The following is a 26,363-nucleotide window of genomic DNA, read 5'->3' on the forward strand; positions in this document are numbered from 1 at the left end:
TTGAATAAACCCGCGCTCGTGCCACACCATCCCACCCTGCTTCAGCTTGCCGCGTGCCTGTGGCCCAGCGCTCGTCCGTCGAGACAATGGCGGGACATGGCTGGGTCGACGAAAGTGCATTTTGGCTAGCATTTGGCCCAGATACGTTGTGATACGCTGCTTAAGCGGCGGACCTTCGTCGCGCTTGCGGCAACCAACGGCAACGGGGCAAATAGGAGAACTACGAGGTTATGGGTACGAAGCTCTACGTGGGCAATCTCAACTACAACACCAATGAGGAATCGCTTCGCCTGATGTTTTCCAGCAATGGACGACAGGTAGCCAAAGTTTCCTTGGTCATTGACCGTGAAACTGGGCGCTCCCGAGGTTTTGCGTTTGTTGAGATGGCCACGCCCGAAGACGCCGCGTCGGCGATGCAGGAACTCGAAGGCGCCGACCTCGACGGCCGCGCGCTGCGCATCAATGAAGCACGCGAGCGCGATCCCAACGCGCCGCGGCCGCCTCCGCGCACCTTTGGTGGCGGCGCGCCAGGTGGTGGCGCGGGCGGCGGCGGTTTTGGGCCGCCACGTGCGCCTAGCAGCGGCGGGTTCGGCGCGCCACGGCCTGCGGGCGGCGGCGGCTTTGGCGGCCCACCCAGCGGCGGCTTTCGCGATGCCGGCGGGCCACGTGGGGGCGACAAGAAGCCTCGCGGTGGCGGTCGACCTAAGCCAGAAGATGATCGACGTGGCGGTGGCGGCGGTAAGCGCCGCGGTCACGAAGACGACGGCGAGTGGTAGCCAATTCAGCAGCCGCACCGATGCGGTTTATTGCCGATGACAGCGATGTCGGCGTGCGGCTTGATCAGGCGATCGCGCGCCATTTTCCCGATATCTCGCGACGCCGCGCCAAAGATCTAATCGGGATAGGCGGTGTCTTCGTCAATCGCACGCGCGTGAAGCAATCAAGCCGGGTGCTCGCGCGCGGCGATCGGGTGGAGCTTCATCTCGGCTCGGCCGAGGCCACGGTAACGCGCGGTGCGGCCCACCAAGCCGAGCTGCCCGAATTCGATATCGCGTTCGAAGACGAACATCTGATCGTCGTCAACAAGCCCGCGAGGATGATCACGGCGCCCACGCCCGAAAGTGACCGCGGCAATCTGCTGTGGTTTTTGGGCGCGCGGCAGCGCCAGCAGCAGGCCGCGGCGCAGGCCGGCGAGGTCAATGCGCGCACCGCAGCGGGAGGCGCGCGCATCATGTTGGTGCATCGCCTCGACATGGGCACGTCTGGGTTGCTCGTCTTTGCGAAGACCGACGCCGCCAATCGCGCGCTCGCCGATCGCTTTTCCGACCACGATATCGAGCGCCAATATGAAGCCTTGGCGCTCGGGCATTCCGCGCGCAGCGACTTCACGGTCGAGAGCCCGATCGAAGGCCGCGCCGCGCGCACGCACGCCGAGGTAATCGCGCGCGTTGGAGAGGCAACGCACTTTCGGCTAACGCTGTTTACCGGCCGTACCCACCAAATTCGCATCCACCTGGCACGCGAAGGCCTGCCCGTCTTGGGCGACAAAAAGTATGGTTCGCCGGCCGCCTTGGCATTTCTGCCGCGCGCGCCGCGCCTCATGTTGCACGCCGCCGTGCTCGGCTTTGTGCACCCCGCCACCGGCGAGGCGCTGCGCCTCGTCTGCCCGCCGCCTGATGACTTCGCGTCGTACGCGCGCGAGCTTGCGTCGACGGCAACCTAGCCCGGGCGACGCGACGCAAGAATGTCGGCAACCTCGAGCGTACCTCGCGCGACGCGTTGCGCGGGACCCGTCATCGTGACGCGGCTATAGTCGGCCTCGACAAGAATCTGCAGCGTGCCGCCGGGGAGATGCACGGCGATCGGGAGCCCGGGGGCGGTGAGGCCGGCGCGACAAGCGGCAACGGCGGTGGCGCACGCGCCCGTGCCGCATGCGAGCGTGATGCCGCAGCCGCGCTCCCACACCACGAGGTCGAGCGCCTGGGCGCCGCGCACGTGGGCAAACTCGACGTTGGTGCGCGCCGGAAACATGGGATGGGTTTCGATGGCGGGCCCGACACGCTGCGCGAGTTCCATCGCCTGCGCGCGCGAGGCCACGAAGGCAATCGCATGCGGGTTGCCCATTGAGACCGCGGCAAATGTTGTTGACGGTGGTAGGCCGGCGACATCAACGACGAGGTTGTCGGCAACGTCCGCGCTCGGCCCCGCCACCGGTACCTCGCCGCGCAGCCAACGCGGCCGGCCCATGTCGACGCTCACCATCACGGCGCCGTCGGCGACGGTGGTCACGTCACACGTGAGCAGGCCCGCCCCAGTATCGATCGCCATCGGGTTGGCGGTGACGCCCGCCTCCTCGCGCAGGTAGCGAGCGACGCAGCGAATGCCGTTGCCGCACATTTCGGCCTCGCTGCCGTCGCTATTGAGCACGCGCATGCGCGCCACCGAGCCGCTGGACGTTGGCGGCAAGATCGCCAAGACGCCGTCGCCGCCGACGCCAAATTGGCGATCGCAAACGGCTGTAACAAATGCTGGCGTCTGCACGGCGGCGCGCAAATCGTCTGCGGCGGCTCGAAGATCGACGACGATAAAATCGTTGCCGAGGCCGTGATACTTAACGAAGGCAGTTTTCACGGATCAGGCGTAGCGCACTTCGCGCCGCGACGCTACTGAGCGACTGGTGCAGGTGTAGGTGCCGGTGCCGCCGTCGCTGGTGCTGGTGCTGGTGCTGCAGCCGGTGCCGCCACTGGTGCGGGAACAACTGGGGTAGGCGTTGCCGCGGCAGGCGCGACGGGTGCCGGTACCGATGGGTCGGCCGCGGGGGCGGTCGCTGGCGCCGCCGGATCAGTCACTGTCGGCGCGGTCGCCGGATCGACCACAGGTACTTCGGTCGGCGCTGTGGGCTGGATGCCTTGCATGGCTTTTTTAAGCGCTTCATCTTCAGCGGAAACCTTGGCGGCTGCCTCGGCGCCGAGATCTTTTAAATTCTTGTTCGCCTTGCTGGCGACATACGCGAGCGTGATCGACGTCAGCATAAAGATGCACGCAGCCCATGTTGTTAGCTTTTGCAGAAATGGATTGGCGCCCGAGCCGCCAAAGACGCTCGCGGTATTGCCGCCGCCACCGAACGCCGAACCCATGCCACCTGATTTGCCTGATTGCAACAGCACGGTCAGCATGAGGAACAAGCACACGATCACGTGCAGAACGATGAGCAGCGTCTCCATAGGGCTCGGTTTGTACCCCAAGCGCCCTAGGGGTGCAAGCCTCGCCGCCCCCGGCCCCTACAAATATTCAACAGTAATTATAAATAGATAGGCCAATCCTGAGTACATGATGGTCAGGTCATTGCGGCTGCAATCGCAGCAAAATCGGCCGCCACTAACGACGCGCCGCCAACCAAGGCGCCGTCGATGTCGGGCCCCGCCATTAAGGCCGAGGTATTTGCCGCTTTGACGGAGCCGCCGTAAAGCACGCGCGTTGCCGCCGCCGCTGTTGGTTGCGCCGCTGCCAAGAGCCCGCGAATGTGGGCGTGCACGTCCTGGGCTTGCGCAGGCGTCGCAGTGCGGCCAGTGCCGATCGCCCACACCGGTTCGTAAGCGATCACGACGGCGCTCATGTCGGCAACGCCTTGCAACGCCGCCGCAAGCTGCGCCTCGATCACGCCGAAGGTTTGATCGCCGTCTCGCTGCGCCAGGGTTTCCCCAACGCACACCACGGGTACTAAGTCCGCCGCCAAAATCGCCGCGGTCTTGCGGGCAACTAGTTCATCGGTCTCACCAAACAGCTGGCGTCGCTCGCTGTGGCCCACCAATACATACCGCACGCCGAGCTCGGCCAACATCGCGACCGCAATCTCGCCGGTGTACGCGCCGTCCGCGGCAAAATGACAGGCTTGCGCGGCGAGCGCAAAGTGCTTCCGTGACGCCTCGCCGATGGCCGTTGCAGCGGCTGGTAGCGACGTAAACGCCGGTGCCACGGCCAGCTCAACCTCCTGCGGCCAGGTTTGGCTCAAGGCTTGTTCAAACCACTTCCTCGTCTGCGCGACGCCGTGGTTCATTTTCCAGTTTCCGATGAGCAAAGGCCGCCGCATGGCCCCAGTGTATCCAATAACCGCTAGTACCCAACGCCGAGATTACGCAAATCAGATTTCCACTGCAGATAGCGAATGGCGCGCGACTTCGTTGGGAGCCAGGCACCTCCGAGATACGACGCGGTCTTTGCGCTGCGATTGGCGACCGGCACCAGCTCGGTCGCGGTGATGCCGCCGACCTCACGTATCGATTGCGCGAAGAGGTGAAAGGTAATATCCGTCGCCTGGATGTCGTTACCCCCGGCCGGAGAGGGATTGGCGGCGAGCAAGGTTTTGACGGGGCCACCGACGCGAAAATTAATGTTGTTGCAACCCACCTGGTTGATGTCACAGGTGACGTCAACAATGTCTTCGCTGAAAAACGGGGTCACCACGGTGGCATAGCCACTGGGCTGGTATGCCGGCGCGATCGGCACAAAGCCCGCCGCCGGGAAATTATTGGTGCGGACGTAGCTCGCCTGCACCTGCAGGTCGATGAACCCCAGCGCGATGTCTTGCCAGTCGTCGATGAGGCCGCCCATCGCGCTGCGTTGCAGCACGCCTTCGACGTTGGTGCCGACCGTTACGGTGGAGATGCGGTAGGCCGAAACGTTTAGCCGATAGGCCCGCGTCACGGCGCCTGCGCCGGCTTCGATGTGATTGAAGCAGACGCGCGCGCACGCGGGCGTCGAATCCGTGGTGAAACTAAATCCCGTCGTGGTAATCGTTACTCGACCCACACAGGCCTCGGTGATGGCCATGGGCAACGTGCCAGGGTCGTCGTCGGGATCGAATTCGGTGTTTGCGACCACGACCAATTCATTGGCCGTAAAGATGGCGGGCTGCGCGGTGACCCCATCGTTGGCGACCGTCACAAACGTGGAGTCGCCAGGGGTTGGGCATAACGGGTCAATGACGCGCTGCGACCGCGCGAGGTCGGCGGCAAAGAAACGAACTTGATCGACGTCATCTGCGCCACCGTCGATGATCTGCACGGCCGAATTTAGCTGGCCGTTGGTCTCCAAGCCGATGGGGAATTCGAGCGACCCATCGCCGTCGAGATCGCCGTTAAAATCGGTGCGAAACCCGTTGGGCATGCCAACCCCTGCCTGCTTGGCATCGCGGTCGATCATCGCTTGGACTGATTGTAGGGTAAATTGCAGATCGGAGACGCGTGATTGAATGCCGAACGAATCGGTCATGCGAAATTGAATGTTGAATACAAACAGCATCACGACCGAGGCGATCGCAACAGCGATCATGACCTCGATCAGCGTAAAACCGCTACGGTGTGGCGCGGGGTGCGAGGCCTGCTCAAACATCATTTAATTGTATCATGTGCCGTTGCGACATGCGGTGATTTCGCCGCGAGGCGGTGCCAGGTCGCGCTTGGTACGACATGTGCGAAGCCGCCGCACATCAGGTTGTAGAGGCGGCGTTTGCGGCAGGTTCGCCGTTTTCAAGCCACGCGGCCTCATACACCGCGCGCGTGGCGTCGCTATGGTGGGAGACGTCGACCTGGCGCGCGCCGCATAGCTCTAACATGCGCCGCAATTGGCCGCTGACCATCTTGGCGATCACCGGATCCATCGCATCGGTGACCAGGGCGATCTGCGCATGGCACGGGCCCACGAGCACCGTTGGTTTAGCCCAGTCATGATAGCGATTCCAAAATGTCGGCAGCGCGCGCATCGCGGTTTCGGGCGCCACCGAGGTGGGCTCGGCGCCCAAGAATTGGGCAAAGGTCGCGCTCACGGAGGCGCGCCCGATGAGTTCACATACCTCATCAAGATCCGCCTCTGGGACCGCCGCATGCAGCAAACCGACAAATAAGACAACCACATCCCAGCCCAAGGGCGAGACGTTGGGCAGCAGCGAGGCGGCCATGCCGGCATCGCGATCCGAGACGCGCCGCAGCACGCCGCTGCCGTATTTGTGGCTGATCACGCGTGCCGCGACGCGGAAGTGAATGCTGCGAAGATGGGCGCTGCGAAACGCCCCCGTCTCCTCAAAGCCCTTCGCGAGCATCACTTCGCCCGGCGCACCGGCTGAGGGCGGCGATGGGTTGTCCGGCGCGGTGATACGCCCGCGATGCGCGAGCCGTTGCGCGGCGTCCAGCGGCGGGGGCATGGTAGCGGCCGCGGCGATATGGCCGGTACGCACGGGCGGTGTCACCTCGGTCGCTTCGCCGATAATTTCACCGGTGACGCCGATGCGCCGCACCGAGGATTCACGGTGGCCGCGAGGGGCGCCAGGATCGCGTGGCAAGCCGACAACGGGAGGCTGAGAGGCTGATTGGCTGCGCGTCTCTTCGGCGATGAGGCGCTCGAGCGCGGTCGACAACGCGATCGCAAAGGCCGATGCCGATGCCCAACGTCGCGAGGGCTCCGGATCGAGCGCCTTGGCAATCACCTTGTCGACGGCGGGGCTGAGCTGGGTGCGAACGCTCGAGGGCCGCGGCAAGTCTTCGTGCAGCTGCCGCGTGATGATCTGGGCGAGGTTGCCGATACCAAACGGCGGCTGGCAGGTCAGCATGCAGTACACGGTGGCGCCAAGCCCATAGACATCGGTTGCCGGTGATTCGGCGCCATCGAGAAATGATTCCGGCGCTGAGAACCCTGGCGTACCGGCGGCTTCGCTGCGATCACCCGCGCGCGCGGCGACGCCGACGTCAACGAGGACGGCGCGATCGCTATCGCGATCGAGCAGAATATTGGCGGGCTTGACGTCGCGATGGATGAGCCCGACGGCGTGCATCGCGTCGAGGCGCATCGCCAATTTCCAGCGCAATTTGGGCGATGGCGGCCGGCGGAAACCACTCACCTCGATCGACCAAGCTCCGCAAGACGTCGGAAAGTGGCTGGCCCTCGACCAACTCCATCACAAAGTAGACGTCGCCCCCATGCTCGCCAAGCGCGTAAACTTGCACGAGGTTGTTGTGCCGCAGCGACGCGAGCATGGCCGCCTCGGCGCGAAATCGTTCGACCAGCTCGAGGTCGCTGGCAAGATCGGAACGCAAGACCTTGATCGCCACCGCGCGGCCAAGGCCAATGTCTTCGCCGCGATACACCACGCCCATGGCGCCGCGTGACAACTCGTGGCGCACGCGATACGTGCCGCCTAACGTCGCCCCAATCGAGAGCGCTGCCTGGCCGACATCGCCGCTCTGGCGCTCGTCGCCGATCTCCGCCACCACGACGCCGGGCGTCGCCTGCTTGAGGTGCGCGGCCGCGCGCGCAAAGGCCGCCTCGCCGCTGCGTTCGCCCGCGGCAATCGGCGCGACGACCGCGCGAAGTTGGAGATCGATAACGTTGCCGTCGATTTCGAACGGCGGGCTCACCAACGCCGCCAAGAGCTTCTCGGCCACGACCTTGGCCTGGGTCATGTTGGCCCCCGCCAACAACACGGCGAGCTCATCGCCGCCATAGCGCCCAACTTGGTCATTGCTGCGCACATTGGTGCGAAGGCGCGCGGCTAACCGCGCCAACAATTCATCGCCAACGCTATGCCCGAGCCGAAGGTTGAGCCGCCGCATCCCGACGATGTCAAAAACCAGTAACGAAAGCGACTCGCCCCGGCGTTGCGCCGCGGCCACTTCCTGCGTCGACGCCTGCTCCAGCGCCACGCGCGTCAGCATGCCGGTGAGGGGGTCATGTAAGATGCTGGTCCGCAGGCCGTCACCTTCGGCGACGAGCCGCAGGTAGCCCGCGCGCCATGAAAACTCACGTGCGACGCGCGGCGCAAACGCCCGCAAATCCTCGCGCTCTTGCAGCGAAAATTGGCGCGCCCGATCTGCCACCACCGCGAACAACCCATTCACCTCGTTGTTGCCGACCGACAGCGCGATCGCCGCCACGGAGCGGACCTCGCTGCCCACAACCAGCACCACGGTGCAGTCGGCCGCCGCGGCGATGCGCGCGGCGGTCGCAATAGATGTCCGATAACCGGACTCTGGGGGTTGCCGCGCGGTGCGGGGCCGCATGGTCTCCTGCTCGCGCCACCACACGATCGCATCCTCGCTGAGAAACGCATGCGCGACGCGCGCCAGGCCCTCGCGGGTGGCCTCATCGGTCACGTCCATGACCGAAACGCTCATCAGCGCGCGTGCCCGCGCGACATCGGTGCCACAGTTGGCGGGCGCCGGGGCCAAGATCTCGGCAAATGATTCGACCCAGTACGGCGACAACACCACCGTGTGTGCCCCGACCTGCGAGCTCGCCGACGCAATCTTGGCGGCGTGCTCTGGGTCACCGAGCAACACCTTGCGCGCGTCCACCAAGACGTCTAGCGAGGCGGCCACCGGCGACTGCCCTGCGACGGCGGACGCCGTCAGCAACACGACATCACCGGGTTGCTGATCGCTGACCGAGACGTTGTGCAGCAAGGTATAGCGAAACCGTTCCGCAAGCTCCTCGGCGATGACGGCGACCGCTTGGCTTGGGTCGAGCACGATCAAGCGAGGCACGTCGAAAATTGTAACCCGCGCGCCTCGGCTTGGTGCGCGGAGTCGCCGCGAATTCGGGTGCGCGAATCCACCTACATAAGTGTCGGTACCAACTACGTGTCGAGTCGGCGCAGCGCCTCAATGCCCGGCAAGGCAAGTCCCTGAATAAACTCGAGCGACGCGCCGCCGCCCGTAGAGACATGGGTCATGCCCTCGGCCAGCCCCGCCTGCGCCACCGCCGCGGCGCTGTCGCCACCACCCACCACGGTATAGGCAAGCTTGTGCGCCGCCATCGCGCGCGCCACCGCCAGGGTGCCATCGGCGAACGCTGGCGTTTCAAACCGGCCCATCGGCCCGTTCCAAAAAATGGTGCGTGCGCCGCGCAAGACGTCGCAATAGGTCGCAATCGTCGCGGGGCCAATATCGAGCGCCATCAGCTGGTCCGGAAACTTAGCGACGGTTACGACTTGCCCGCTCGTGGCGTCGAGCGACGCGGCCGCGGTCACGTCGGTGGGGAGATAGACCTTGACCTTGCGCTCGCCGGCCTTGCGCAGCAGATTGCGCGCGAGCGCAAGCTTATCTTCTTCGACGCGGCTCTTGCCGAGCGCGTGGCCTTGCGCGGCGAGAAACGTATTGGCCATCGCGCCGCCAATCACCAAACTCGCGATCTTGCCGAGCAAGGCCTCAAGCACCTCGACCTTATCGGAAACTTTGGCGCCGCCGACCACCGCCACATACGGCTCCTCGACCTTGCCGAGCAGGTGCGACAACACCTCGATCTCCTTGGCCATCACCAGGCCCGCGCCAAACTCGCGCACGTACTTAACCATCCCCGCCGTCGAGGCATGGGCGCGGTGAGCGGTGCCAAAGGCATCGTTTACGTACACGTCGCAATAGGAGGCTAGCTCGCGGGAAAAATCGTCGTCGTTGGCCTCTTCGCGCGCGTCAAACCGCAAGTTCTCGAGCATCGAAATTTCGCCATCGCGCACGTCGGCCGCCACCTTGCGCGCCCCATCGCCCACCGGCTCATCAGCCAACGTCACCTCGGCGCCGAGCAAGGCCGCGAGCCGGGCCGCCACCGGCTCGAGCGAGTACTTCGGCGTCGCCTTGCCCCCCGGCCGCCCGAGATGCGAGCCTAGCAAGATGCGCGCACCCCGCTGACGCAGCGCTTGCAGGGTCGGCAGCGTCGCAAGAATCCGCGCGTCGTCGGCCACCTCGCCACCTGGCGTCAGCGGCACGTTGTAGTCAACGCGCACAAAGACGCGCTGCCCTTCGACGGGCAATTCGCTGAGGTTCTTGATGCCGTTGGGTAGTGCCATGCGCGCGTGCTCCCTAACCGTGATGCCCGACGTAACGTCTTACAGGCGTGACGCGACAAAGCGCGTGAGATCAAAGAGGCGCTGTGAATAGCCCATCTCATTGTCATACCAGGCAATCACCTTGACCTGATCGCCCATCGCGATCGTCAGCGGCAGATCCACCGTCGCCGAGTGGCGGTTGCCATTGTAATCGCACGACACCAGCGGCTCCTCGGTTACCGCCAAGATGCCCTTAAGCGGCCCCGCCGCGGCCGCCGTGAAGGCGGCGGTGACTTGCGCGACTGTCGCGGCTTTCTCAAGGCGCACCGTCAAGTCGATCATCGAGACGTTCGGCGTCGGCACCCGCACCGCGAAACCGTCAAGCTTGCCGGCCATCACCGGCAACACCTCTTTGAGCGCCTTGGCGGCGCCGGTGGTGGTGGGAATCATCGACAACGCTGCGGCTCGCGCGCGCCGCAGATCTTTGTGCGGCAAATCGAGGATTTGTTGATCGTTGGTATAGGAATGCACCGTGGTCATGATGCCCGAGACGATGCCAAAGGCCTCGTGGAGCACCTTGGTGACCGGCGCCAGGCAATTGGTGGTGCACGAGGCGTTGGAAATTACGTGATGCGACGCAGGCACATACGCCTCAAGATTGATGCCACAACACAGGGTCACGTCGGGCGACTTGGCCGGCGCGCTGATGATGACTTTTTTGGCGCCCCCGAGGTGCTTGGCGGCCTTCTCGCGATCGGTAAAATGGCCCGTCGCCTCGATCACGACGTCGACGCCGTGCTTCGCCCACGGAATGTTGGCGGGGTCTCTTTCTGCCGAAATCGCCACGCGATCGCCGTTGATCGACAGCCCTTCGCCATCCACCGCAACCACCCCGGGGTATTTGCCGTGCACCGAGTCGTGCTGCAGCAAGTGCCGCAGCGTCGCGACGTCGGTCAGGTCGTTGATCAGCACGAGGTCAAAGGCGTCGCGTTGATCCGCCAAACAACGCGCAAAGCCGCGCCCGATTCGACCAAATCCGTTGATGCCAATTTTCACCTTTGCCATGTCTGCCTCCAAGCGAGCGCAGCCTAGTCGATCGCCCCACGCCGGGCCACCTTCATCGCGGGCAAATACGGACCGAGCGCGCGCTTTGCACGGCGGCAAATCAAACCGCGGCGAGGCGCGGCGGGGCGGCAATTGCCGCGTCGTCCAGCGCGCGTTGCGCGCGTGCGTCGCGATCCGTCACCTCACCAAGCAGGGCGGTGGCAAGCGAGACGACGTCGCGATCCGTGTAGCCTTGGGCCGCAAGATCTTTGTAGAGCGAGCGTGCGAGAATGCTCATCGCTTTCGCTCGCTCTTGCGTGGACGCGGTCATGTAGCTGCCTTAAAGCACGCCGCGTGCCAAAGACCAAGACTATTATTCTAGCCACTTATGGACGCCGTTCAGCGTCCGGGGCGATCGATGGCGAGCCCACGTAGCACCCGCTGCGTAACCTCCTGCGCACCTACACGACTGAGCAGTATCCTTACGCCTTACGAAATGGTCCACGCCCCACAACACCGAGGCGCCATTATGACAAATCAAAGGTTTGCTTGGGCAACGGCGCAAGTCCCGGAGTGCTGCGTTCGAGCGTGCCGCATAGCTCCTCCAGACACCGCCTTGACGCCGCTGCTGGATGCGCATCAAAGACAACACCGAGCTGGTACTCTTGCTCAATTCTTGTCATCCATACCACGCGCCCCGTGACCGCTTCGGTATGCGCGGTTGGCTGGCCGTCTGGCCCTAGCCAAGGCACATACAACGTCAAGGCCGTGCCGACGGGAAAATCGCTATCTGCATGGAGGCACGCGCCACCGAGCGAAATGTCCTTGGTCCGCACCGCATGCCGTGCGGTACCCGGCCCGGTGGTACCAATCACCAGCGGCAAGTGAACGGAAAATCGCGGATGCTGCCGTTGCTGCACCACGACATCCTACTGCAGGAGTTTATGCGCGGGCCAGTTCTTGGCTAGCCGCGGCGAGCCTCCTGCGGGGCCAAGATGGCCGCCGAATGCTGGGCTTTGAAAGACGATTATCGGCGGCGGCGGCGGCGCGCTGGGCGTGGCGCCACGGCGGCAGCTTCAAGCTCTTCGAGATGCTCGAGCATCTGAATCATGGTCGCGCGCGTTGGCGGGTGCGGCTCATTGGTGATGGCGCGGCCTAGGCCGATGCGTAGCTCCGCGCGCAACTCCGACTCGATGAGTCGATACGTGCGTAGCGCCTCTTCGGCGTCATAGTAGTTTAGATCGGCTTCGCAACCGGTGGCTGCGATCCACACCGCGGCGAGGGCCGCAGCGCGACGGCCGGGTTGCGAAACGGCAAATTCTTTGACCGTGGTGCGCAAGCGTTGGCGCACGATATGGATTGGTGGCAGCGCGACTAGTCCGTCGGTCTCGTCTTCAGGACGTCGCAAAAAGGTTCGATTCAATGGCGTTTCCATAGCGGATTTTTTCCTTATTGTTCCCCAGCGCGAGCAGCCGCGCCGAACTGCAAGTTGCATGAATTGGGTGGTGATTGCGAGAAATATTTTGGGAAATTCGCAATGTTCCGGATCCCCTTTTTCCTGACATAGACTGAACTTAGCAGTGAACTCTCACATGATCATACATCGACCGCGGCGCGGCAATTTTTTGGCTTGAAGCCCCTTCGCGACGCACCCATGCGCATTTGCGACTTCGACGCATTACAGCAATACGTTTGCGCAGTTACGTGAATTCTGCTCAAGACGCCAGTTCAGTAAGGGCGAACAAATTTTACGTGGTCCAAGCTTAGTTTTGCTCGACCCGCGACAGCAGCGCCGCGATCGCGTCATTCACTCGCTCGGCGCGCTCGATGGGCGTCACGTGCGAGCCGTCTTCGATCGCGACATAGTGCGCGCTTGGGATTTGTGCCGCCATCGCTTCGCTGCGCGCCGCGTGGATCATGCGATCGCGCAGGCCTGCGATGACCACGGTCGGGACGTCGTGCAGCGTTGGCAGCACGTCCGTCGCATCGTGCGCCATGGCCTCCCGCAAGAGCGCGAAAAAAAACTCCATATCGGTGTGCGTGATGCCGATGAGATACGGCAAAAAATCCTCGTAATCGACGAGCTCGGGGTGAATCTCCAGCCGCCTTGCGAGTTCGAACGTCAGTCGCGTCGGCACCACCAACCGCGACGCCAACTTCACCAGGCCCGCATGCCTTTGCACCACGCCCTGCAACTGCTTGGTGCGTTCATCCCAATCATGGCGGCCAAACATGCCGTCGAGCATGTGCCCCGGTGCCCCGCACAAGAGGCCAAGGCCAACCACGCGGTGCGGCGCGCGGCGCGCCAGCTCAAGCGCCACCTGCACGCCCATCGAATGGCCAAGCACGACGACCTTGGTGACCCCGAAGTTGTCGAGCATGAGCTCGGCGTCGGCGGCCAGCTGCGACACGCTCGCGCTGGCGAGGTCGCTGGGCCGACCGGATCTACCATGCCCGCGATAATGCGGGTGCAAGACGAAGCGCGGCGCGAAATGGGCCTTTAGGTGGCGCCAGATAAAGCCATCACAGCCAATGCCATCGAGCAACAAGATGGCTGGGGTGGCGCGATCACCTGGGGCAACTGCCGCGGCCGACGCCGCAACCGCACCGCGAGGCGTGGCCGCTCCTAAATTTCCAAGCGTTTCACAATAAATTGCGGTGCCGTCAGCGGCCGCAACGTATCGCGCTTGGCTCAGGCGATTTCCTTCTCGTCTTCCTCGCCGGGAAATTCATTCACCGACGGGTATTTCATGATTTCTTTCCGCGCGATCTTCCATGCTTTTTGCACGATCCACGAAAGCGAGCGATCTTGGCGATTCGCTTCTTCCTGGATTTCCTTGAGCATGTCTTCGGGGAAGTAGAGGGATTGCTTGCGTTTGTCAGATCCTGCCATATCCGCAGTAGTTTCGCGATCCAGACCTCACTGTGTCAAGCTATCCGACACTGTACTCCACGAAATTCGTTCCACTTACAGAAGTTTTGGACCTCGCACCTTAGGGTCCTAGGCCCCACCCCTTACGTCGCAGCGCGTCGGAAGGCGAATGTTGAATTTCTTTGCGAAATGGTGAGCCCGCATGCGCGCGCGGGTTGCCACGGTGACAATTCGTCACTATCGTGCCGCATCGATTTTCTCGGCAATTTGCCGGAAGGACGCGTTAAGTGACCACAACAGCGACTAAAGGACTCTCAAAGAAGGAACTCAAGCAGTTCCAGGATCTCCTCGTAGAAAAGCGAGAGGGCGTGCTGGAACGGGCACGCAAGACGCTTACGGAGGATATGACGCTTGACCCCAACGACCTCGCGGATGAGATGGATCTCGCCTCTAGCGAGTCGCTGCAATCGTTTGAATTTCGTTTGCGCGGGCGCGACAAGTCCTTGCTGACCAAAGTCGAGCTGGCGCTGCGCAAGATTGACCAAGGCACCTTTGGCATTTGCGAGTTATGCGAGGAAGCGATTGGCAAAAAGCGCCTCGAGGCTCGCCCGGAAACCACGCTCTGCATCCGTTGTAAAGAGGAGCAAGAGCGCGAAGAACGCACGTTCGGCTAAGCTTATAGGCGCTGAGCGCGCGACGCGCCGTTGTGCGCAACATCACGGCTGGCGCAATTGACACGCCTGCAAGGCTTCGGAATACTTCGTCATTGAATACGGCGACACGAGGCGACGTCACAACGTTATCTCACATGCACGTAAGGCCTAGCGCCGCACGTGCCACCGTCCGTCTGACTTACGTAAAGGAAGCTACATATGAAACATGCACCAAGATTCGTTCAGTTCTCTGCATTAGCCCTCGCCCTAGCCGCTGGCCTCAGCGGCTGCCTCGTCTCTGGCAGCGCGCGCCTGAGCACGTCGGGGTCGATCGCGTACAGCGAGCCGCCTCCTCCACAAGAAGAAGTAGTCTCACATCGCCGCGGCTATGTATGGATCAAGGGCCGCTGGGATTGGCGCGGCGGCCAATGGGTGTGGGTTGCTGGTCGATGGGAAGCTGAACGCGGCGGCTACGCCTGGGAGGCAGGCCGATGGGAACGCCGCGGCCGCAATTGGCATTGGGTTGAAGGTCGCTGGGTCGTCGGCGCCGCGAGCCATGGCGGTGGTCACAGCGGCGGCGGTACGGTCATCGTATCGGATCGGCCAGGCGTGAGCAGTACGACCACTAGCCCCACGGTCCGTTGTCCCGATGGTTCGATCACGACGGCGCGCTGCGCGCCCGTAGCGGCACCTCCAACGTACGTCCCACCACCGGCGCCCGCAACCGTAGTTGTCTCTGACCGACCTGGAAGGCCGAGCACCGTTGTCGTGCCACCGGGCAACTGGCCAACGCAGCCACCGCCTGCGCCGCAAGCGGAACGCGTTGGCACTGCGCGCAGGGGCTATTTCTGGCAACCCGGTCGCTGGGTGTGGCAAGACGGCAAGTATTCGTGGCGCGCTGGCAGCTGGCAGAAGGCCCAAGCCTCAAAGACGTGGTCGCCTGGTCGCTGGGAGCTGCGTGGTAGCGTGTACATCTGGATCGACGGCTCCTGGAATTAAGCCGCGCTAACGCGCTAGATAGCGCAAGATGCCATTGTGCGGCGGCGACGGATCGCTCGTCGTCGGTCGCGAGCGCTCTTGGCAACGCGAGCGAAAGTTTTGGCGCCAAAGACAGCGCCTTGATGGCGCGGGTGGCGATGGCAATATCATCGGAGCTTGCAAAGCGTTCGAGCTTGGCGATGGCGTTGGCGTCGCCGCGGGGCACCAACGCGGACGCGGCGGCGATCGCGACGTCGCCCTCGCTAGCGAGCGCGCGCGCGTAAGCGGTGGCAACAAGCGCGGCGTCGGTTGGCTGGCGGCCCCACGCTAAGGTGTCGGCGGCGACGAGCGACACCCACGGATCGGACGAGTCGATGAGGCGGCGCGCGGCCTGCAGCACCATAGCTTGCTGCGCCGATGGCAGGCGGTCGCGCAGCGCAAGGCCGTGACGCTGTTCGCTAGGCGCTGGGGATGCGAGCAAACTCGTCGCGAGGGCGACCGCAAGCGAGGGTGGCGCGTAGGGTGCACGCGCCGCGGCGAGGCGAATCGCGAGGCGGGGGTCAGTTGATGCGGTGGTTAGCCACGAGGCCGCGAGCGGGTCTTTGGGGCATGGCAACGCTAAAAACGCGCGAATCACGATGTCTGGCGTCGTGGCCAAGCGCGGCAACATTGCGCCGCGCAGGCGCTCGATTTCGGCGCAGGCATTGAGCTTGCCAAGCGAGCTGATAGCGGCCGCAGCGACCGATGCTTCGGCATCGGCGGTCAGCTTCACCAACGCCGCGCGGAAGGTGGCGTCGCGCACTAGGCCCAGGGCGCGCGCGACTTCGACGCGCACCAACGGCGACGCGTCGGCGACACGCTCGAATACCAAAGGCGCCGCCTGCGCGCCGAGCTTGCGCGCCATGCCGGCGACGACGACCGCGCGGGCGCGCGCATTGCTTGAGGTAATTAGATGCCGCAAGGCCGCGATGCTGTCGCTATACCCGCGCAGCACGGCGATAGCGGCGTAGGCCGCCACCTCGTCGTCGCCATCGTTCATGCGCAAGGCGACGTCGTCGGCAAAGGCATCGAGCGCAAGCGCCTCCACCACCTTGATCGCCGCGATGCGCACCTCGGGTGACGCGGCGCCGAGGCGCGAACGCACGGTCAACATCGCGAGGTCATCGAGCATGACGCGATCGTGGCCATGCGCGGCGTGCCAGGTTGTGTAGGCCGCCACCGCCTCTGGGCGGCGCTCCGCGTCGGCCAAGGCCGTGACTAAAATGCGTTGCATCGCGCGGTCGCCGGGCTGCCGCAAGAGATGCGCCTCAGCCGCGGTCGCGGCGGCGTCTGGATCACCTTGTGCGAGCAAGATTTCCGCATGGCGTACCTGGCGACTCGCGCAGCCGGATGCATGCGCCAGGCCAAGCGTTAGGAGGCCGCACATCGCCATGCGCGCGCGACGCGAAGATCCGCTCAGATGCCTCATGCCCCAACGTTACCGCGCCATGCTACGGTGATGGGACATGTTTGCGGCGGTTTGTTTTGATCTCGACGGCACCTTAATCGATAGCGAGTCGCTTACCGCCGAGGCTATGGCGCGCGTGTTCTGGCGCGATCAAGGCGTCGCGCTCGATGAGGCGGATCGGGCGCAGATCGTCGGCCATTCATGGGCCGCCATCGACGTGCATCTTCGCGCCAAGCATCCTGCGTTGACCTGGAGCCGCGCACAAATGATTGCCGCTACCGCCGCGGAGCGCGAGCGCGTTTTCGCCGAGGCCAATCTGGCAGGAATCCCCGGCGCGGCGGCCGCGGTTGCCAGATGCGCGGGCCTCAAGCGCGCGCTGGTGACCGGCAGCTCGCGGGTGGAGGCCATCCAGGCCTTGCGCCTGCTAGATCTTGTGGCGGCGTTTGATGCCGTGGTTACCGCCGACGATGTGGCCACGAGCAAGCCGTCGCCCGAGGGCTATCTCAAGGCCCTGCATGAAATGCGCATCAAGCCAAGCGCCGCGATCGTGGTGGAAGATTCTGAGCCCGGCATTGCCGCGGGACGCGCCGCGGGGTGCTTTGTCGTCGCCGTGCGCGCCGGCGCCCATCCCAGCCATCGTCACGACGCGGCCCACATTCAGTTGACGTCGCTTGATGACCTCACGCCAGAGGCCCTGCGCCAATGGGCGGGACAATGGACGATTTAGCGGGTAGGCTTGCCCTGTGCAGCTGTCTCTGCCGACCAACGTAACCATCTATGAGGTCGGGCCTCGCGACGGGTTGCAAAATGAATCGCGGCAGGTGCCAACCGCCGATAAGGTGCGGTTTATCGAGGGCCTGGTCGCGGCGGGCGTGCGGTATATAGAGGCGACGAGCTTTGTCAGCCCCAAGTGGATTCCCCAGCTCGCCGACGGGCCGGCAGTGCTCGCGGCGTTGCCCAAGACGCCCGGCGTGGTGTTTTCGGCGCTGGTGCCAAATAAACGCGGGCTAGAGGCGGCGATGGCGGCGGGGCTCGGCGAGATTGCGGTGTTTCTCTCGGCGTCAGAGACGCATAGCCAAAAAAATATCAACAAGTCGATCGCCGAGGCGTTGACAACATTCGCCGAGGTCGTGCCGCCCGCGCTGGCGCACGGCATGCGCGTGCGCGCCTATATTTCGACGGTGTTTGGTTGCCCCCTGAGGGCGAGGTTGACGTGGCGACGACGCAGCGGCTGTGTCGCGAGTTGCTCGCCATGGGGTGTTATCAAATCTCGCTCGGCGACACGATCGGCGTCGCCAATCCTGCGCAAGTCGCGCGCGTGCTAACACGGCTGCTGGCCGACGTCGCGCCAGAGGCGCTTGCGGTGCATTTCCACGACACGCAAGGCACCGCGCTTGCCAACTGTTTGGTTGCGTTGCAGATGGGCATTACGACGATTGATGCCAGCGCCGGCGGCCTCGGCGGCTGCCCCTATGCGCCGGGTGCCGCGGGCAATTTAGCCACCGATGATGTGGTCGCAATGCTGCACGGGATGGGCATCGCCACCGGCATTGATCTCGACAAATTGGTTGAAACCTCGCGCATGGTCGCGGCATTTGTCGATCACGAATTGCCGTCTAAGTACATGAAGGCCCATCTCGGCAAGCAAGCGCGGGCGCGGCGGCAGCAAGAAAAAAACGGCTGACGTTGCGGCCGCGGGCCGTTGGGCATGGCCCTTGCGACGGCGCTACGTCGTGACTACATAGAAGCGATGATCCGAGCGTGCACCGCGTGTGGCCAAAAAAATCGCATTCCCGCCAAGCATCTGGCGAACGTGGGGGTGTGCGGCGCGTGCAAGGCGGCGTTGGGCGCTACCGCGTGGCCGCTGAATGTAAATGAGGCGGAGTTTCGCGACATTGTAGCCCATGCCACGGTGCCCGTCTTGGTCGATTTCTGGGCGGAGTGGTGCGGTCCATGTCGCATGGCGGCCCCGCAGCTTGAGCAAGTAGCTGGGGCCATGGCCGGCCGCGCGCTGGTGGTCAAGGTAAATACCGAAGTCGAGACCGGCCTGGCGCGGCAATACAACATTTCAAGCATTCCCTATTTCATGGTGTTTTCCCACGGCCGCCCGGTGAAGCAACAGGCCGGGCTGGTGCCAGCCGCCGAAATGCAGCGTTGGCTGCAAGCGGAATCCCACGAACTTGGTCGCGCCTAGGGTCGCCTTGGCCTACGCTGGGGAGCCATGAGCGTCCTCGTTGCCAAGCAAGATCACGTCGCCACCGTCACGCTAAATCGCCCTGATGCGCGCAACGCGCTGTCGCGTGACGTCAATGAGCGCCTGATCGCGATTGCGGCGGAGCTGGCGGCAGATGACGACGTTCGCGTTTGCATCATCACGGGAGCCGGCGAGCAGGCATTTTGCGCCGGCGCGGATCTTAAGGAACGCAAGGGCGTGACGGCGGCGCAAACCGCTCCCTATCTCGAGGCCATCGCGGGCGCGTGCAATGCGTGGGCTGGCTTAGCGAAACCGACGATCGCGGCGATGAATGGCTCGGCGTATGGCGGCGGGCTCGAGCTCGCGTTGGCTTGCGATTTTCGCCTCGGCGTGGTCGGCAGTGAGGTCGGCCTGACCGAGGTCCGCCTCGGCATTATGCCGGGCGCCGGCGGCACCCAACGCTTGCCCCGCATTGTCGGGGTGGCGGCGGCCAAGGAGCTCATCATGCTCGGGCGACGCATTTCTAACGAGCGCGCCGCGGCCATGGGCGTGCTCAACGAGGTGGCCCCTCGCGGCGAATTTGCCGCTTTGGTTCAGCGCTACGTCGACGACCTGTTGGCGTGTGCACCTTTGTCGGTGAAGATGGCCAAGGCCGCGATCGAGCGCGGGCTGCATCTGCCGCTAGCTGAAGCGCTGGCCGTGGAGCGCGCGAGTTACGAGGTGACGCTGTTTAGCGAGGATCGCAACGAGGGGCTGGCCGCGTTTGCCGAGAAGCGGCCGCCGCGGTTCTCTGGCAAGTAGTGCGCGGCAGCTGCGCGTAGGGCGGTGTCTGCGCCTAGATCTGGGACAGCGCGCCCCAGATCTTGGGTGATTTTCCCCATGCGACATTCGGGTATGCGGGGTTTGTGCGCGTACTTTCAACCGCTTAGCGTGGCACACCGCGTGCATATCCCAATGGCATGACACTACTCGAATCCCTTATGCGCCGCCTTGGCTACGCCAAACTGGACAAGTTTGGGCTTTCGTTAGCTGCAAACGACCGCGTCATTTCCCACAACCGCAAGGCCTTGGCCATGGCGGGCGACTGGGTCGTAGGGTGGCGGGTTGAGGACAGCATCGTCACCGGTACGTTAGTTAATTTCGACGCTCAGCTAGCAACGCGCGCCGCCTTGTCGGCCACCACCGCATCGCCTGCCCGTGCACAAACCGCGCGCCAAGAATTTGGCTCCGCGCTGAGGCTGCCGCAAAACGTGCGCGCGCCTTCCGCCGAAGAAGGCCAGGGCATCGTGCAGACCGAGGCGTTGATTGTCATGCAAAGCGAACCCGTCGAGGCAGAGAGCCAAGACGCCGGCGAGACGATGGCGATGACGCCTTCGACGGCTCAGCTCGTGGCAGCCACGCCTGCGTCGATCGCGCCCAAGACCACTAGCCTGCCGACTGTTATGGCGGCTGCCGAGACCCACGTAGACTTAAACGTTGCTGGCGATGAAGGCCTCGATGACGAGGAATGGGAATGGATGATGGCACGGGCACGCGCCGCCGACCAAGTTGCCACTACCACCAAGCTGCCGGTTCAAGTCGCCGCAAGCAACGATGAAGATGAGGCGCAACAATGGCAAGTCGCGATGGAACGTGCACGCACGGCGGTCGTCGCGCCTGCAGCCATCGTGGCGCCCGTAGCTGCGCCCATCATCGCGAGCCAACCGATCGCCTCAGGCCCCGTCACCGATCGCGACATTGAAATTCCAATCTTCGTTGCGACGCCCGTCTTTGCCATGGCCGCCGTGGTCGTGCCTGCCGTCAGTGACGTGGCAGCCCTACCTTCTTTGCGCGGAGCCACCGAGGCGCAACCCATTGCGCCAGTGCCCGCCGTCGCCGCAAGCATACCCGCTCCTGTGCCTGTCCCCGTGCAGCGTCCGCGCGCCGCCGCTGGCACGCAGCCGGCACCGTACGCCGCAACGACGATACCGATGCCAGCCGTCACCGCGCCCCTGCCCGCGCCCGCCATGCGCGGCGAGCCACCACATCTTCGCGCCGCCACGGCGTCGCAGCCGGTCCAACTATACGGCCACACCGCGAGGCTTTACCTCGGCGCAATCCCACCCATGCCGACGGATGCAACCCGGCGTACCCGGTCCACGGTGACGATCGCATCGAGCAGCAACGATGCCGACAACGATCCGGTCATCGCGCCGCCCCGCTTACAAACCGAAACCTCGGCACCTCGCCTGCTGCGTCCACTGCCCCCGTTGCCTGGCAAATCGTTTGCGCGGCCACAGACAAATTCGCTAGCCCCGCTGCGGCCTGTGCCGCGAGTGACGCGCCTCTCGGCGCAAGTTCCCGGCATAACGTCAATTTCGCAGGCGCCTCGTCGCGCCGCGAGCGAAGGTCACCGCCAGCCACAACAAACTCGTCGCCTCGCGACGGCATCCTGAGCTAATTAACGCCCTGCCCGCTGATTAACGAACCAGCGGCAATGCCAAGCGTCGATAGCGAGCGCTCCCAGAGCAAGCTCGGCGCGGTCTCGAAAACGAGCTCGGGCGTTGCATCAGCGAACAACCATGCGCCGCTGCTGATCTCGTTGGCGAGCTGCCCAGGCCCCCAGCCGCTATGGCCTAGCAACACGCGGATATGCTCGGGCGGGCGCTGCGCCAGGGCCTTAAGAAGATCGGGCGATGTCGAGAGCGCCATGCCGGCCATGATTGGCACTGGGCGCGAGCCGTCGGTCGTAACAAGCTCCCACGGCGCCGCCACAGGGGAATGCAGCACCCAGCCAACGCGCATCTCAACCGGGCCACCTTTGTGCACGCGCGCGGTGCGCTCGCCCTGCCATGGCACCTCAAGGTTTTCGAGTAGCTTGTGGGTGAGCAGCTCGGTTGGCTGGTTGAGGACTAGCCCCATCGACCCGTCGTCGCCATGGGCCAGCAGTAACACGACCGAGCGCTGAAAATTAGGATCGCCCATGCGCGGCATGGCGACGAGCAAACCGGGGGCAAGTGTCGTGATCATATGTTTTTGAGCCAGGCGCTCACGCGCGGGCTCCATCTCTACATATTATCTTCGTTTCACCCCGGAGGTGGCAACATGCGAAACACCAAAGCGTCCTTGTGCTGCGCCGCGGCTTGCACGCAGGCCTTGAGCTCGGTGAGCGCTCGCACCGCCGTTTCGGCCAGCATGCGGCCATCGTCGCGGCGCCGCGGCGCCTCGGGTTGGCTGCCTACATAGGCGACGAATTCATCATATTTCCCCAGCAGCTTGCCGGCGTCGAACTCGCCGAGCATGGGCAAAAAGTGCCGCGGGTTGACGATGATCCAGTCGCCCTTGCCGACCTCAAGCGTGGTGCGATCTGCGTACGGCGAGGCCAGATCCTCGCGCGGAATCGAGCCGAGAAAGCCCTCATCATCGGCGTTAAATTTGTGCGGCACGACATCGACAAAAAAGGCGAAGAGCTCTTTGCCCTTATGCAGCTCGCTGATGTCGTCTTCATCGAGCGGCGGAAATGCCTGGGGCAAGCCGACGTGCAACGCGGGAATAACCACACGCTCCAAAATGTCGACGGCGATGGGCGGCGTCGCGCGACGCAGCGAAATCATCTGCGCCACCGCCTCGAACAGGCCGCGATCACCAGTTTGTTTCGCGATCGGCTCGGCTTGCTTGGCCTTGCCGAGCGCTTCGAGCACGCGTGCCACCACCGGCGCGTTTTGCGGTGGCAGGCGCGCCCCGCCGGCCTTGACCGCGGCGATGAGTTCGCTCACCGGCGCGGTATTCCACATGCGGGTTAGCGTCGCGAAATCCATGGAGAGCCATTGCCCAAGCGGCACGCTGTGCATGCGAATGTAGTGCTGCGCCGCGAAGCGATCGACCGCCTTGCCCTGCTCGGCCGCCGCGGCCTCTTCGTGCTGCAGCCGCAGGCGCTCGATTTCGGTGATCATCTTTTGCAAGGCGCCCGAGCCGCTGCGAATGAGTTGCTCGGCAAAGACAAAGGGGGCGATCTCGAGAAACACCTTAGAAAAGCCAAGCCGCCACAGGTGAGGATCTTCACCGAGCAAGAGCCAGTGCCCGCCGTGGCGACGGCGCAAGGTCTCGCCAAGCCACGCGCCAAATTGAAACCAGATCGTGAAGTGAGTTGAGTCTTTGAGATCGAGCTCGTCCTTGTCGCCTACCTGGCCAAAGAGCCACGTATCGAACGTGAGCATCTCCAGGGGCAGCGCCAACGCAATCGCGCCGCTATCGCCCTCGACGTCGGCGACCGAACGCACCACCTCACCCGCAGGGTCGATGAATTCTTCTAAAACCAGCTCGGTCTCGGCGCGCACACGCTGCGCAAACTGATAGGCGCCTTCGCGAATATCATTGGTCGCCTTCTCAAAGCGGTCGCGCGCCTTGGCTTCCGCCTCGGCCAGTTGTTTTGCACCTTCTGATGTCTTGCTCGGCTTTGCCACAACGCGCAGAGTATATCGACTAGGTCGGCAAATCCTAAGCCATGCGCGCCACATCTGACGACAAAGCCCAGGATGGCCCGCGGCCGTGGCTGCGCGCATGGAGAGGGCTGCGCCGCATGGCGTGGGCACCGCGCGGCCATGACCGATGGCACGCCCCGGCGTGGCCGTTGTCGCCGGCGCTGCATCCAGGTTGCCTCGCAGCCACCGCGGTGCTGGCAGCCAATGATTGGCTGCTCAAATCAAGCGCGCTGAGCGCTGCGATTACGGGCAAGCTCAGCGACGTCGCTGGCCTGATCGTTGCGCCGCTGTGGCTGGCCACCTTGCTTGGGATGATGACGACGTTAACGCGGCGTCTCGTGGTGATAAGCATCGCGAGCGTGGCGGCGATGTTCGCGGCGATTAAGCTCTCGCCGCCGGCGGCGCGGGCCATGGAGTCAGCCTTGGCCTTGGTGACAGATGTTGCGGGGCTGCCGGCGCCACGGATCGTCGTCGACGCGACGGATCTTTTCGCGTTGCCGGCCGTGCTGATTGCGTGGTGGATCGCCCGCGATGACATGTCGCGCGTGCGGCTTGGCGCCATGCGGAGCGTGAGGCAATGGCTGCGGCGCCACGACCGCGGCACGGCAAATCCGGCTGATGCGGCCGCCGCGACCGTTCGCCGGGCGGGGCTGTCGCACGCGCTTGGCGCCCACACGATCATCGCCTGCGGTGCGCGACGCGACGACGTCGAAGGCCTCGTGGACGCCCTCGCGACGGTACGCGATGGCGACCCGGGCGCCGCAGCGCAAATCGAGGCCTTACTCGAAAAGCTTGCGCGGCTATGATAGCGTGCCAGCATGACGGTTCGTGGCGCGTGCACGATGTTGCTGGTGGCCCTCGTGTTATCGCCGATGACCGCGCTGCGCGCTGATCCCACGCCCCCGCCTACGTCGCCTGCGACCGACGGCTCACCGTACATAGAGGCCGCGGATCTCGACGCCCCGTTTGGCCCGCCGCGCCACATTGAGCACATCTCGGTGCGCGGCGCCCCCGCCCATGAGGTCCGCGAAATTGTCGCCGTGCTGCCGTTTGCCGTGGGCGATACCCTTGCCGCGGGCGACAGCGCGCTGCGCGACGCCAAGCTCCGCGTCTTGTCGCTCGGCACGTATCGCGATGCCGCGTTTGCCATCAGCAAGGGCAGCGAACGAGGGTCGATCATCATCGCGATCACGGTGTGGCCCCGCCCGGGGTGGAGCCTTAATCGCCTGTGGCTTGGCACCAGCCATGCGAGCTCGGCCTGGCTCGGCGGTGAGGTCGAGCGCAAGAACGTGTGGCGTCGCCTCGACGTCGCCGGCTCCATCTTGGGCGCCATGGCCGGCGATATTGCCGGCGATGGGGCGCAATCTGCCATCGAGTTGAGGGCGACGCGCGCGCCGTATGTCTCGACGCCGTTTGGCGGGCAACTCGTGCTCCGCCTCGCCAACTATCACGAGCCCATCCAAATCTCGGGCGCGCCTGGCAGCCACGCCGACGCCGACTTCACTTCGCTGGCCTATCGATATGGTGAACTCGCGGTGCGAGGGCTGTGGGATCTCGACCGCCCGACCCGTCTGCGTGCCGGCCCTCGCATTGGCATCTTGCGCGGTGGGCAGGTCCCCGCGCTGACGCGCACGCACGAGGGCGCAACGCAAGCGATCGATGTCGGGCTGCTCCCAGGCACGAGTGTGCGCGCCTCGGCCAATGTCGGCATTGAGTACGACGTGCGCGACCATCCACGAAATCCCCGCCGTGGCTTCTTTGGCGATCTCGACGCCGACGTGCTGATCAGCGGGCTAGGCAGCGACTACGCCGCGGTCAAGCTGCGCGCCAGCCTAGAACATTGGTTGCCGCTGAGCCAGGGCCGCCGCGCGCTGGGCGTGCTGGCGCAGGGGCAGGTTGTCTTTGGCGATCCGCCACGCTCGGATCGAATCTATGTCAACGATCTATATCCGTGGCTGCCAATGCGATCACTTGGCATGGCGCTCGCCACCCGCGCCCCGAGCGACCTGCTCGGTACGGGCATCGATCGCGCGCCGGCTGGCAACCAAGCCGCATCGGTGGCGATCCAATTTGTGCAACGCATCGCGGGGCGCCGCAGCTGGCTGGTACGCGGCGATTTTTTTGTGAGCGCCGGGCTGTTTACGTTGCGCGACACCAAAGAATACGCTGGCGTGCCACACGCCGCGCTGCCCCTTGGCATTCTGGCCGATGTGGGGGTTCGCTTCGAGACCAGGTTCGGTATCGTTGAGCTTTCGCTCGCCAATCTAGGGAGTCGCCTGCCTTGAACACCAGGCGCTGCTTAGCCACGGTCGCGCTCGTTGCCGCCTTGTTGGACGTCGCGGGGCACGCCTCGGCGGACGTGATCACGCGCGTGTCGCGCATGAAATTTGTCGAGACGCCGCCCACCATGCGAGTCAATGGCGACGTCACGAGCATCTTCGACGGCCGCACGTACGCCGAACTTGACAGCGGGCTGCCCACCACGGTGGTTATTCGCTACGCGCTCTACCGCGACCGCGACGACAAGGTCGTGGCGACGGGCGTGCTCAAGCGCCGCATCGTCTACGATCTGTGGGATGAGGTGTATGTCTTGCAATTTGACGCTGCCGGCGGCGGCTTTGCGGTGCGCGTCAAGAGCAAGGCTGAGGCGCTGCGTCGCATGGTGACGCTTGAAAACCTGCCGGTTGGCCCGCTGGCCGCCATTGAATACACAGACCACCACCATGTGGTGTTTGTGGTCGAGCTCAACCCGGTCTCAGCGGAGGCGCTGGCAGAGGTGCGGCGTTGGTTGCGGCAAGGCGCGTCGGCGTCGTTTCTCTCGGTCTTTATTAATCACGATCTCGCCGATGCGGAGCGCGTTTTGCGCGTGCGTACGCGGCCGTTTTATCGGGTGAGGCGATAACT

The 26,363-nt window shown here is 64.2% G+C and carries 26 protein-coding genes and 1 pseudogene; 12 read left to right on the top strand and 15 right to left on the bottom strand.

The window, feature by feature from the left end:
- Positions 1 to 230 precede the first annotated feature (230 nt).
- Both IPL79_11545 and IPL79_11550 read left to right on the top strand, forming a co-directional pair.
- The gene (locus IPL79_11545; protein MBK9071618.1) at positions 231 to 776 is read left to right on the top strand and encodes an RNA-binding protein; all 546 of its coding nucleotides are present in this window, start codon (positions 231 to 233) and stop codon (positions 774 to 776) included.
- The gene (locus IPL79_11550; GenBank protein ID MBK9071619.1) at positions 770 to 1,723 is read left to right on the top strand and encodes an RluA family pseudouridine synthase; all 954 of its coding nucleotides are present in this window, start codon (positions 770 to 772) and stop codon (positions 1,721 to 1,723) included. The genes IPL79_11545 and IPL79_11550 overlap by 7 nt, the downstream gene beginning before the upstream one ends.
- On the opposite strand, the gene IPL79_11555 is transcribed toward IPL79_11550, so the two are convergent.
- From IPL79_11555 to IPL79_11615, 13 genes are all read right to left on the bottom strand, one after another.
- The gene (locus tag IPL79_11555) at positions 1,720 to 2,631 is read right to left on the bottom strand and encodes a diaminopimelate epimerase (GenBank protein MBK9071620.1); all 912 of its coding nucleotides are present in this window, start codon (positions 2,629 to 2,631) and stop codon (positions 1,720 to 1,722) included. The genes IPL79_11550 and IPL79_11555 overlap by 4 nt on opposite strands.
- A gap of 32 nt (positions 2,632 to 2,663) precedes the next feature.
- Positions 2,664 to 3,224 carry a preprotein translocase subunit SecG gene (secG, locus tag IPL79_11560; GenBank protein MBK9071621.1) on the bottom strand — a complete coding sequence of 187 codons (561 nt, stop codon included), beginning with the start codon at positions 3,222 to 3,224 and terminating at the stop codon, positions 2,664 to 2,666.
- Positions 3,225 to 3,337: 113 nt separating this feature from the next.
- Entirely contained in the window at positions 3,338 to 4,090 is a 753-nt protein-coding gene (locus tag IPL79_11565) for a triose-phosphate isomerase (protein ID MBK9071622.1), read from the bottom strand.
- Between the two features lie 23 nt (positions 4,091 to 4,113).
- Complete coding sequence (locus tag IPL79_11570; GenBank protein ID MBK9071623.1) at positions 4,114 to 5,394, bottom strand: prepilin-type N-terminal cleavage/methylation domain-containing protein; 1,281 nt, start codon at positions 5,392 to 5,394, stop codon at positions 4,114 to 4,116.
- Positions 5,395 to 5,488: 94 nt separating this feature from the next.
- Positions 5,489 to 6,841: a serine/threonine protein kinase gene (locus IPL79_11575; protein ID MBK9071624.1), complete on the bottom strand. Its 1,353-nt coding sequence runs from the start codon at positions 6,839 to 6,841 to the stop codon at positions 5,489 to 5,491.
- Positions 6,762 to 8,534, bottom strand: a complete 1,773-nt coding sequence (locus IPL79_11580; protein ID MBK9071625.1) for a diguanylate cyclase — start codon at positions 8,532 to 8,534, stop codon at positions 6,762 to 6,764. The genes IPL79_11575 and IPL79_11580 overlap by 80 nt, the downstream gene beginning before the upstream one ends.
- A gap of 92 nt (positions 8,535 to 8,626) precedes the next feature.
- Positions 8,627 to 9,832, bottom strand: a complete 1,206-nt coding sequence (locus tag IPL79_11585; GenBank protein MBK9071626.1) for a phosphoglycerate kinase — start codon at positions 9,830 to 9,832, stop codon at positions 8,627 to 8,629.
- Between the two features lie 39 nt (positions 9,833 to 9,871).
- Entirely contained in the window at positions 9,872 to 10,876 is a 1,005-nt protein-coding gene (gene gap, locus IPL79_11590; GenBank protein ID MBK9071627.1) for a type I glyceraldehyde-3-phosphate dehydrogenase, read from the bottom strand.
- Positions 10,877 to 10,976: 100 nt separating this feature from the next.
- Positions 10,977 to 11,186 (bottom strand): hypothetical protein, encoded by a 210-nt coding sequence (locus IPL79_11595; protein ID MBK9071628.1) that lies wholly within the window; start codon positions 11,184 to 11,186, stop codon positions 10,977 to 10,979.
- A 196-nt stretch (positions 11,187 to 11,382) separates the two neighbouring features.
- Positions 11,383 to 11,775 carry a PilZ domain-containing protein gene (locus IPL79_11600; protein MBK9071629.1) on the bottom strand — a complete coding sequence of 131 codons (393 nt, stop codon included), beginning with the start codon at positions 11,773 to 11,775 and terminating at the stop codon, positions 11,383 to 11,385.
- Between the two features lie 107 nt (positions 11,776 to 11,882).
- A complete protein-coding gene (locus IPL79_11605; protein MBK9071630.1) occupies positions 11,883 to 12,290 on the bottom strand; it encodes a hypothetical protein in 408 nt (135 codons plus the stop codon).
- Positions 12,291 to 12,618: 328 nt separating this feature from the next.
- Positions 12,619 to 13,404, bottom strand: coding sequence for an alpha/beta hydrolase (locus IPL79_11610; protein ID MBK9071631.1), 786 nt, complete (start codon positions 13,402 to 13,404; stop codon positions 12,619 to 12,621).
- 143 nt (positions 13,405 to 13,547) lie between these two features.
- Positions 13,548 to 13,748 carry a TIGR04563 family protein gene (locus IPL79_11615; GenBank protein MBK9071632.1) on the bottom strand — a complete coding sequence of 67 codons (201 nt, stop codon included), beginning with the start codon at positions 13,746 to 13,748 and terminating at the stop codon, positions 13,548 to 13,550.
- Between the two features lie 266 nt (positions 13,749 to 14,014).
- On the opposite strand from IPL79_11615, the gene IPL79_11620 reads away from it, so the two are divergent.
- From IPL79_11620 to IPL79_11650, 7 genes and pseudogenes are all read left to right on the top strand, one after another.
- The gene (locus IPL79_11620) at positions 14,015 to 14,401 is read left to right on the top strand and encodes a TraR/DksA C4-type zinc finger protein (GenBank protein ID MBK9071633.1); all 387 of its coding nucleotides are present in this window, start codon (positions 14,015 to 14,017) and stop codon (positions 14,399 to 14,401) included.
- A 198-nt stretch (positions 14,402 to 14,599) separates the two neighbouring features.
- Complete coding sequence (locus tag IPL79_11625) at positions 14,600 to 15,379, top strand: YXWGXW repeat-containing protein (GenBank protein MBK9071634.1); 780 nt, start codon at positions 14,600 to 14,602, stop codon at positions 15,377 to 15,379.
- Between the two features lie 1,484 nt (positions 15,380 to 16,863).
- Complete coding sequence (locus tag IPL79_11630) at positions 16,864 to 17,532, top strand: HAD family phosphatase (GenBank protein ID MBK9071635.1); 669 nt, start codon at positions 16,864 to 16,866, stop codon at positions 17,530 to 17,532.
- Positions 17,533 to 17,560: 28 nt separating this feature from the next.
- Positions 17,561 to 18,489 (top strand): annotated as a pseudogene (locus tag IPL79_11635) (hydroxymethylglutaryl-CoA lyase).
- A 66-nt stretch (positions 18,490 to 18,555) separates the two neighbouring features.
- Positions 18,556 to 18,999 (top strand): thioredoxin, encoded by a 444-nt coding sequence (gene trxA, locus IPL79_11640; protein ID MBK9071636.1) that lies wholly within the window; start codon positions 18,556 to 18,558, stop codon positions 18,997 to 18,999.
- A 27-nt stretch (positions 19,000 to 19,026) separates the two neighbouring features.
- Complete coding sequence (locus IPL79_11645) at positions 19,027 to 19,800, top strand: enoyl-CoA hydratase/isomerase family protein (protein MBK9071637.1); 774 nt, start codon at positions 19,027 to 19,029, stop codon at positions 19,798 to 19,800.
- 158 nt (positions 19,801 to 19,958) lie between these two features.
- The gene (locus IPL79_11650; protein ID MBK9071638.1) at positions 19,959 to 21,434 is read left to right on the top strand and encodes a hypothetical protein; all 1,476 of its coding nucleotides are present in this window, start codon (positions 19,959 to 19,961) and stop codon (positions 21,432 to 21,434) included.
- Between the two features lies 1 nt (position 21,435).
- Here the strand turns inward: IPL79_11650 and IPL79_11655 are convergent, their stop codons facing one another.
- Together IPL79_11655 and IPL79_11660 are read right to left on the bottom strand one after the other, a co-directional pair.
- Positions 21,436 to 22,044, bottom strand: a complete 609-nt coding sequence (locus IPL79_11655) for a YqgE/AlgH family protein (GenBank protein MBK9071639.1) — start codon at positions 22,042 to 22,044, stop codon at positions 21,436 to 21,438.
- Positions 22,045 to 22,064: 20 nt separating this feature from the next.
- Positions 22,065 to 23,441: a hypothetical protein gene (locus tag IPL79_11660; protein ID MBK9071640.1), complete on the bottom strand. Its 1,377-nt coding sequence runs from the start codon at positions 23,439 to 23,441 to the stop codon at positions 22,065 to 22,067.
- A 41-nt stretch (positions 23,442 to 23,482) separates the two neighbouring features.
- On the opposite strand from IPL79_11660, the gene IPL79_11665 reads away from it, so the two are divergent.
- From IPL79_11665 to IPL79_11675, 3 genes are read left to right on the top strand one after another with little or no spacing between them, the layout of a single operon-like run.
- A complete protein-coding gene (locus IPL79_11665) occupies positions 23,483 to 24,265 on the top strand; it encodes a hypothetical protein (protein MBK9071641.1) in 783 nt (260 codons plus the stop codon).
- Positions 24,266 to 24,277: 12 nt separating this feature from the next.
- Positions 24,278 to 25,744, top strand: a complete 1,467-nt coding sequence (locus IPL79_11670) for a BamA/TamA family outer membrane protein (GenBank protein MBK9071642.1) — start codon at positions 24,278 to 24,280, stop codon at positions 25,742 to 25,744.
- Positions 25,741 to 26,361 (top strand): DUF4390 domain-containing protein, encoded by a 621-nt coding sequence (locus IPL79_11675; protein ID MBK9071643.1) that lies wholly within the window; start codon positions 25,741 to 25,743, stop codon positions 26,359 to 26,361. The genes IPL79_11670 and IPL79_11675 overlap by 4 nt, the downstream gene beginning before the upstream one ends.
- Positions 26,362 to 26,363 lie beyond the last annotated feature (2 nt).

The sequence above is a fragment of the Myxococcales bacterium genome, assembly GCA_016716835.1.
Taxonomy (GTDB): Bacteria; Myxococcota_A; Polyangia; order Haliangiales; family Haliangiaceae; genus JADJUW01.

Bases quoted from the DNA above. Each gene is read 5' to 3' on its own strand.
- gap (MBK9071627.1), bottom strand. From the start codon at position 10,876: ATGGCAAAGGTGAAAATTGGCATCAACGGATTTGGTCGAATCGGGCGC.
- IPL79_11655 (MBK9071639.1), bottom strand. From the start codon at position 22,044: ATGGAGCCCGCGCGTGAGCGCCTGGCTCAAAAACATATGATCACGACA.
- IPL79_11545 (MBK9071618.1), top strand. From the start codon at position 231: ATGGGTACGAAGCTCTACGTGGGCAATCTCAACTACAACACCAATGAG.
- IPL79_11595 (MBK9071628.1), bottom strand. From the start codon at position 11,186: ATGACCGCGTCCACGCAAGAGCGAGCGAAAGCGATGAGCATTCTCGCA.
- IPL79_11575 (MBK9071624.1), bottom strand. From the start codon at position 6,841: ATGCGCCTCGACGCGATGCACGCCGTCGGGCTCATCCATCGCGACGTC.
- IPL79_11645 (MBK9071637.1), top strand. From the start codon at position 19,027: ATGAGCGTCCTCGTTGCCAAGCAAGATCACGTCGCCACCGTCACGCTA.
- IPL79_11605 (MBK9071630.1), bottom strand. From the start codon at position 12,290: ATGGAAACGCCATTGAATCGAACCTTTTTGCGACGTCCTGAAGACGAG.
- IPL79_11670 (MBK9071642.1), top strand. From the start codon at position 24,278: ATGACGGTTCGTGGCGCGTGCACGATGTTGCTGGTGGCCCTCGTGTTA.
- IPL79_11650 (MBK9071638.1), top strand. From the start codon at position 19,959: ATGACACTACTCGAATCCCTTATGCGCCGCCTTGGCTACGCCAAACTG.
- IPL79_11565 (MBK9071622.1), bottom strand. From the start codon at position 4,090: ATGCGGCGGCCTTTGCTCATCGGAAACTGGAAAATGAACCACGGCGTC.
- IPL79_11625 (MBK9071634.1), top strand. From the start codon at position 14,600: ATGAAACATGCACCAAGATTCGTTCAGTTCTCTGCATTAGCCCTCGCC.
- IPL79_11570 (MBK9071623.1), bottom strand. From the start codon at position 5,394: ATGATGTTTGAGCAGGCCTCGCACCCCGCGCCACACCGTAGCGGTTTT.
- IPL79_11630 (MBK9071635.1), top strand. From the start codon at position 16,864: ATGTTTGCGGCGGTTTGTTTTGATCTCGACGGCACCTTAATCGATAGC.
- IPL79_11615 (MBK9071632.1), bottom strand. From the start codon at position 13,748: ATGGCAGGATCTGACAAACGCAAGCAATCCCTCTACTTCCCCGAAGAC.
- IPL79_11665 (MBK9071641.1), top strand. From the start codon at position 23,483: ATGCGCGCCACATCTGACGACAAAGCCCAGGATGGCCCGCGGCCGTGG.
- IPL79_11585 (MBK9071626.1), bottom strand. From the start codon at position 9,832: ATGGCACTACCCAACGGCATCAAGAACCTCAGCGAATTGCCCGTCGAA.
- secG (MBK9071621.1), bottom strand. From the start codon at position 3,224: ATGGAGACGCTGCTCATCGTTCTGCACGTGATCGTGTGCTTGTTCCTC.
- trxA (MBK9071636.1), top strand. From the start codon at position 18,556: ATGATCCGAGCGTGCACCGCGTGTGGCCAAAAAAATCGCATTCCCGCC.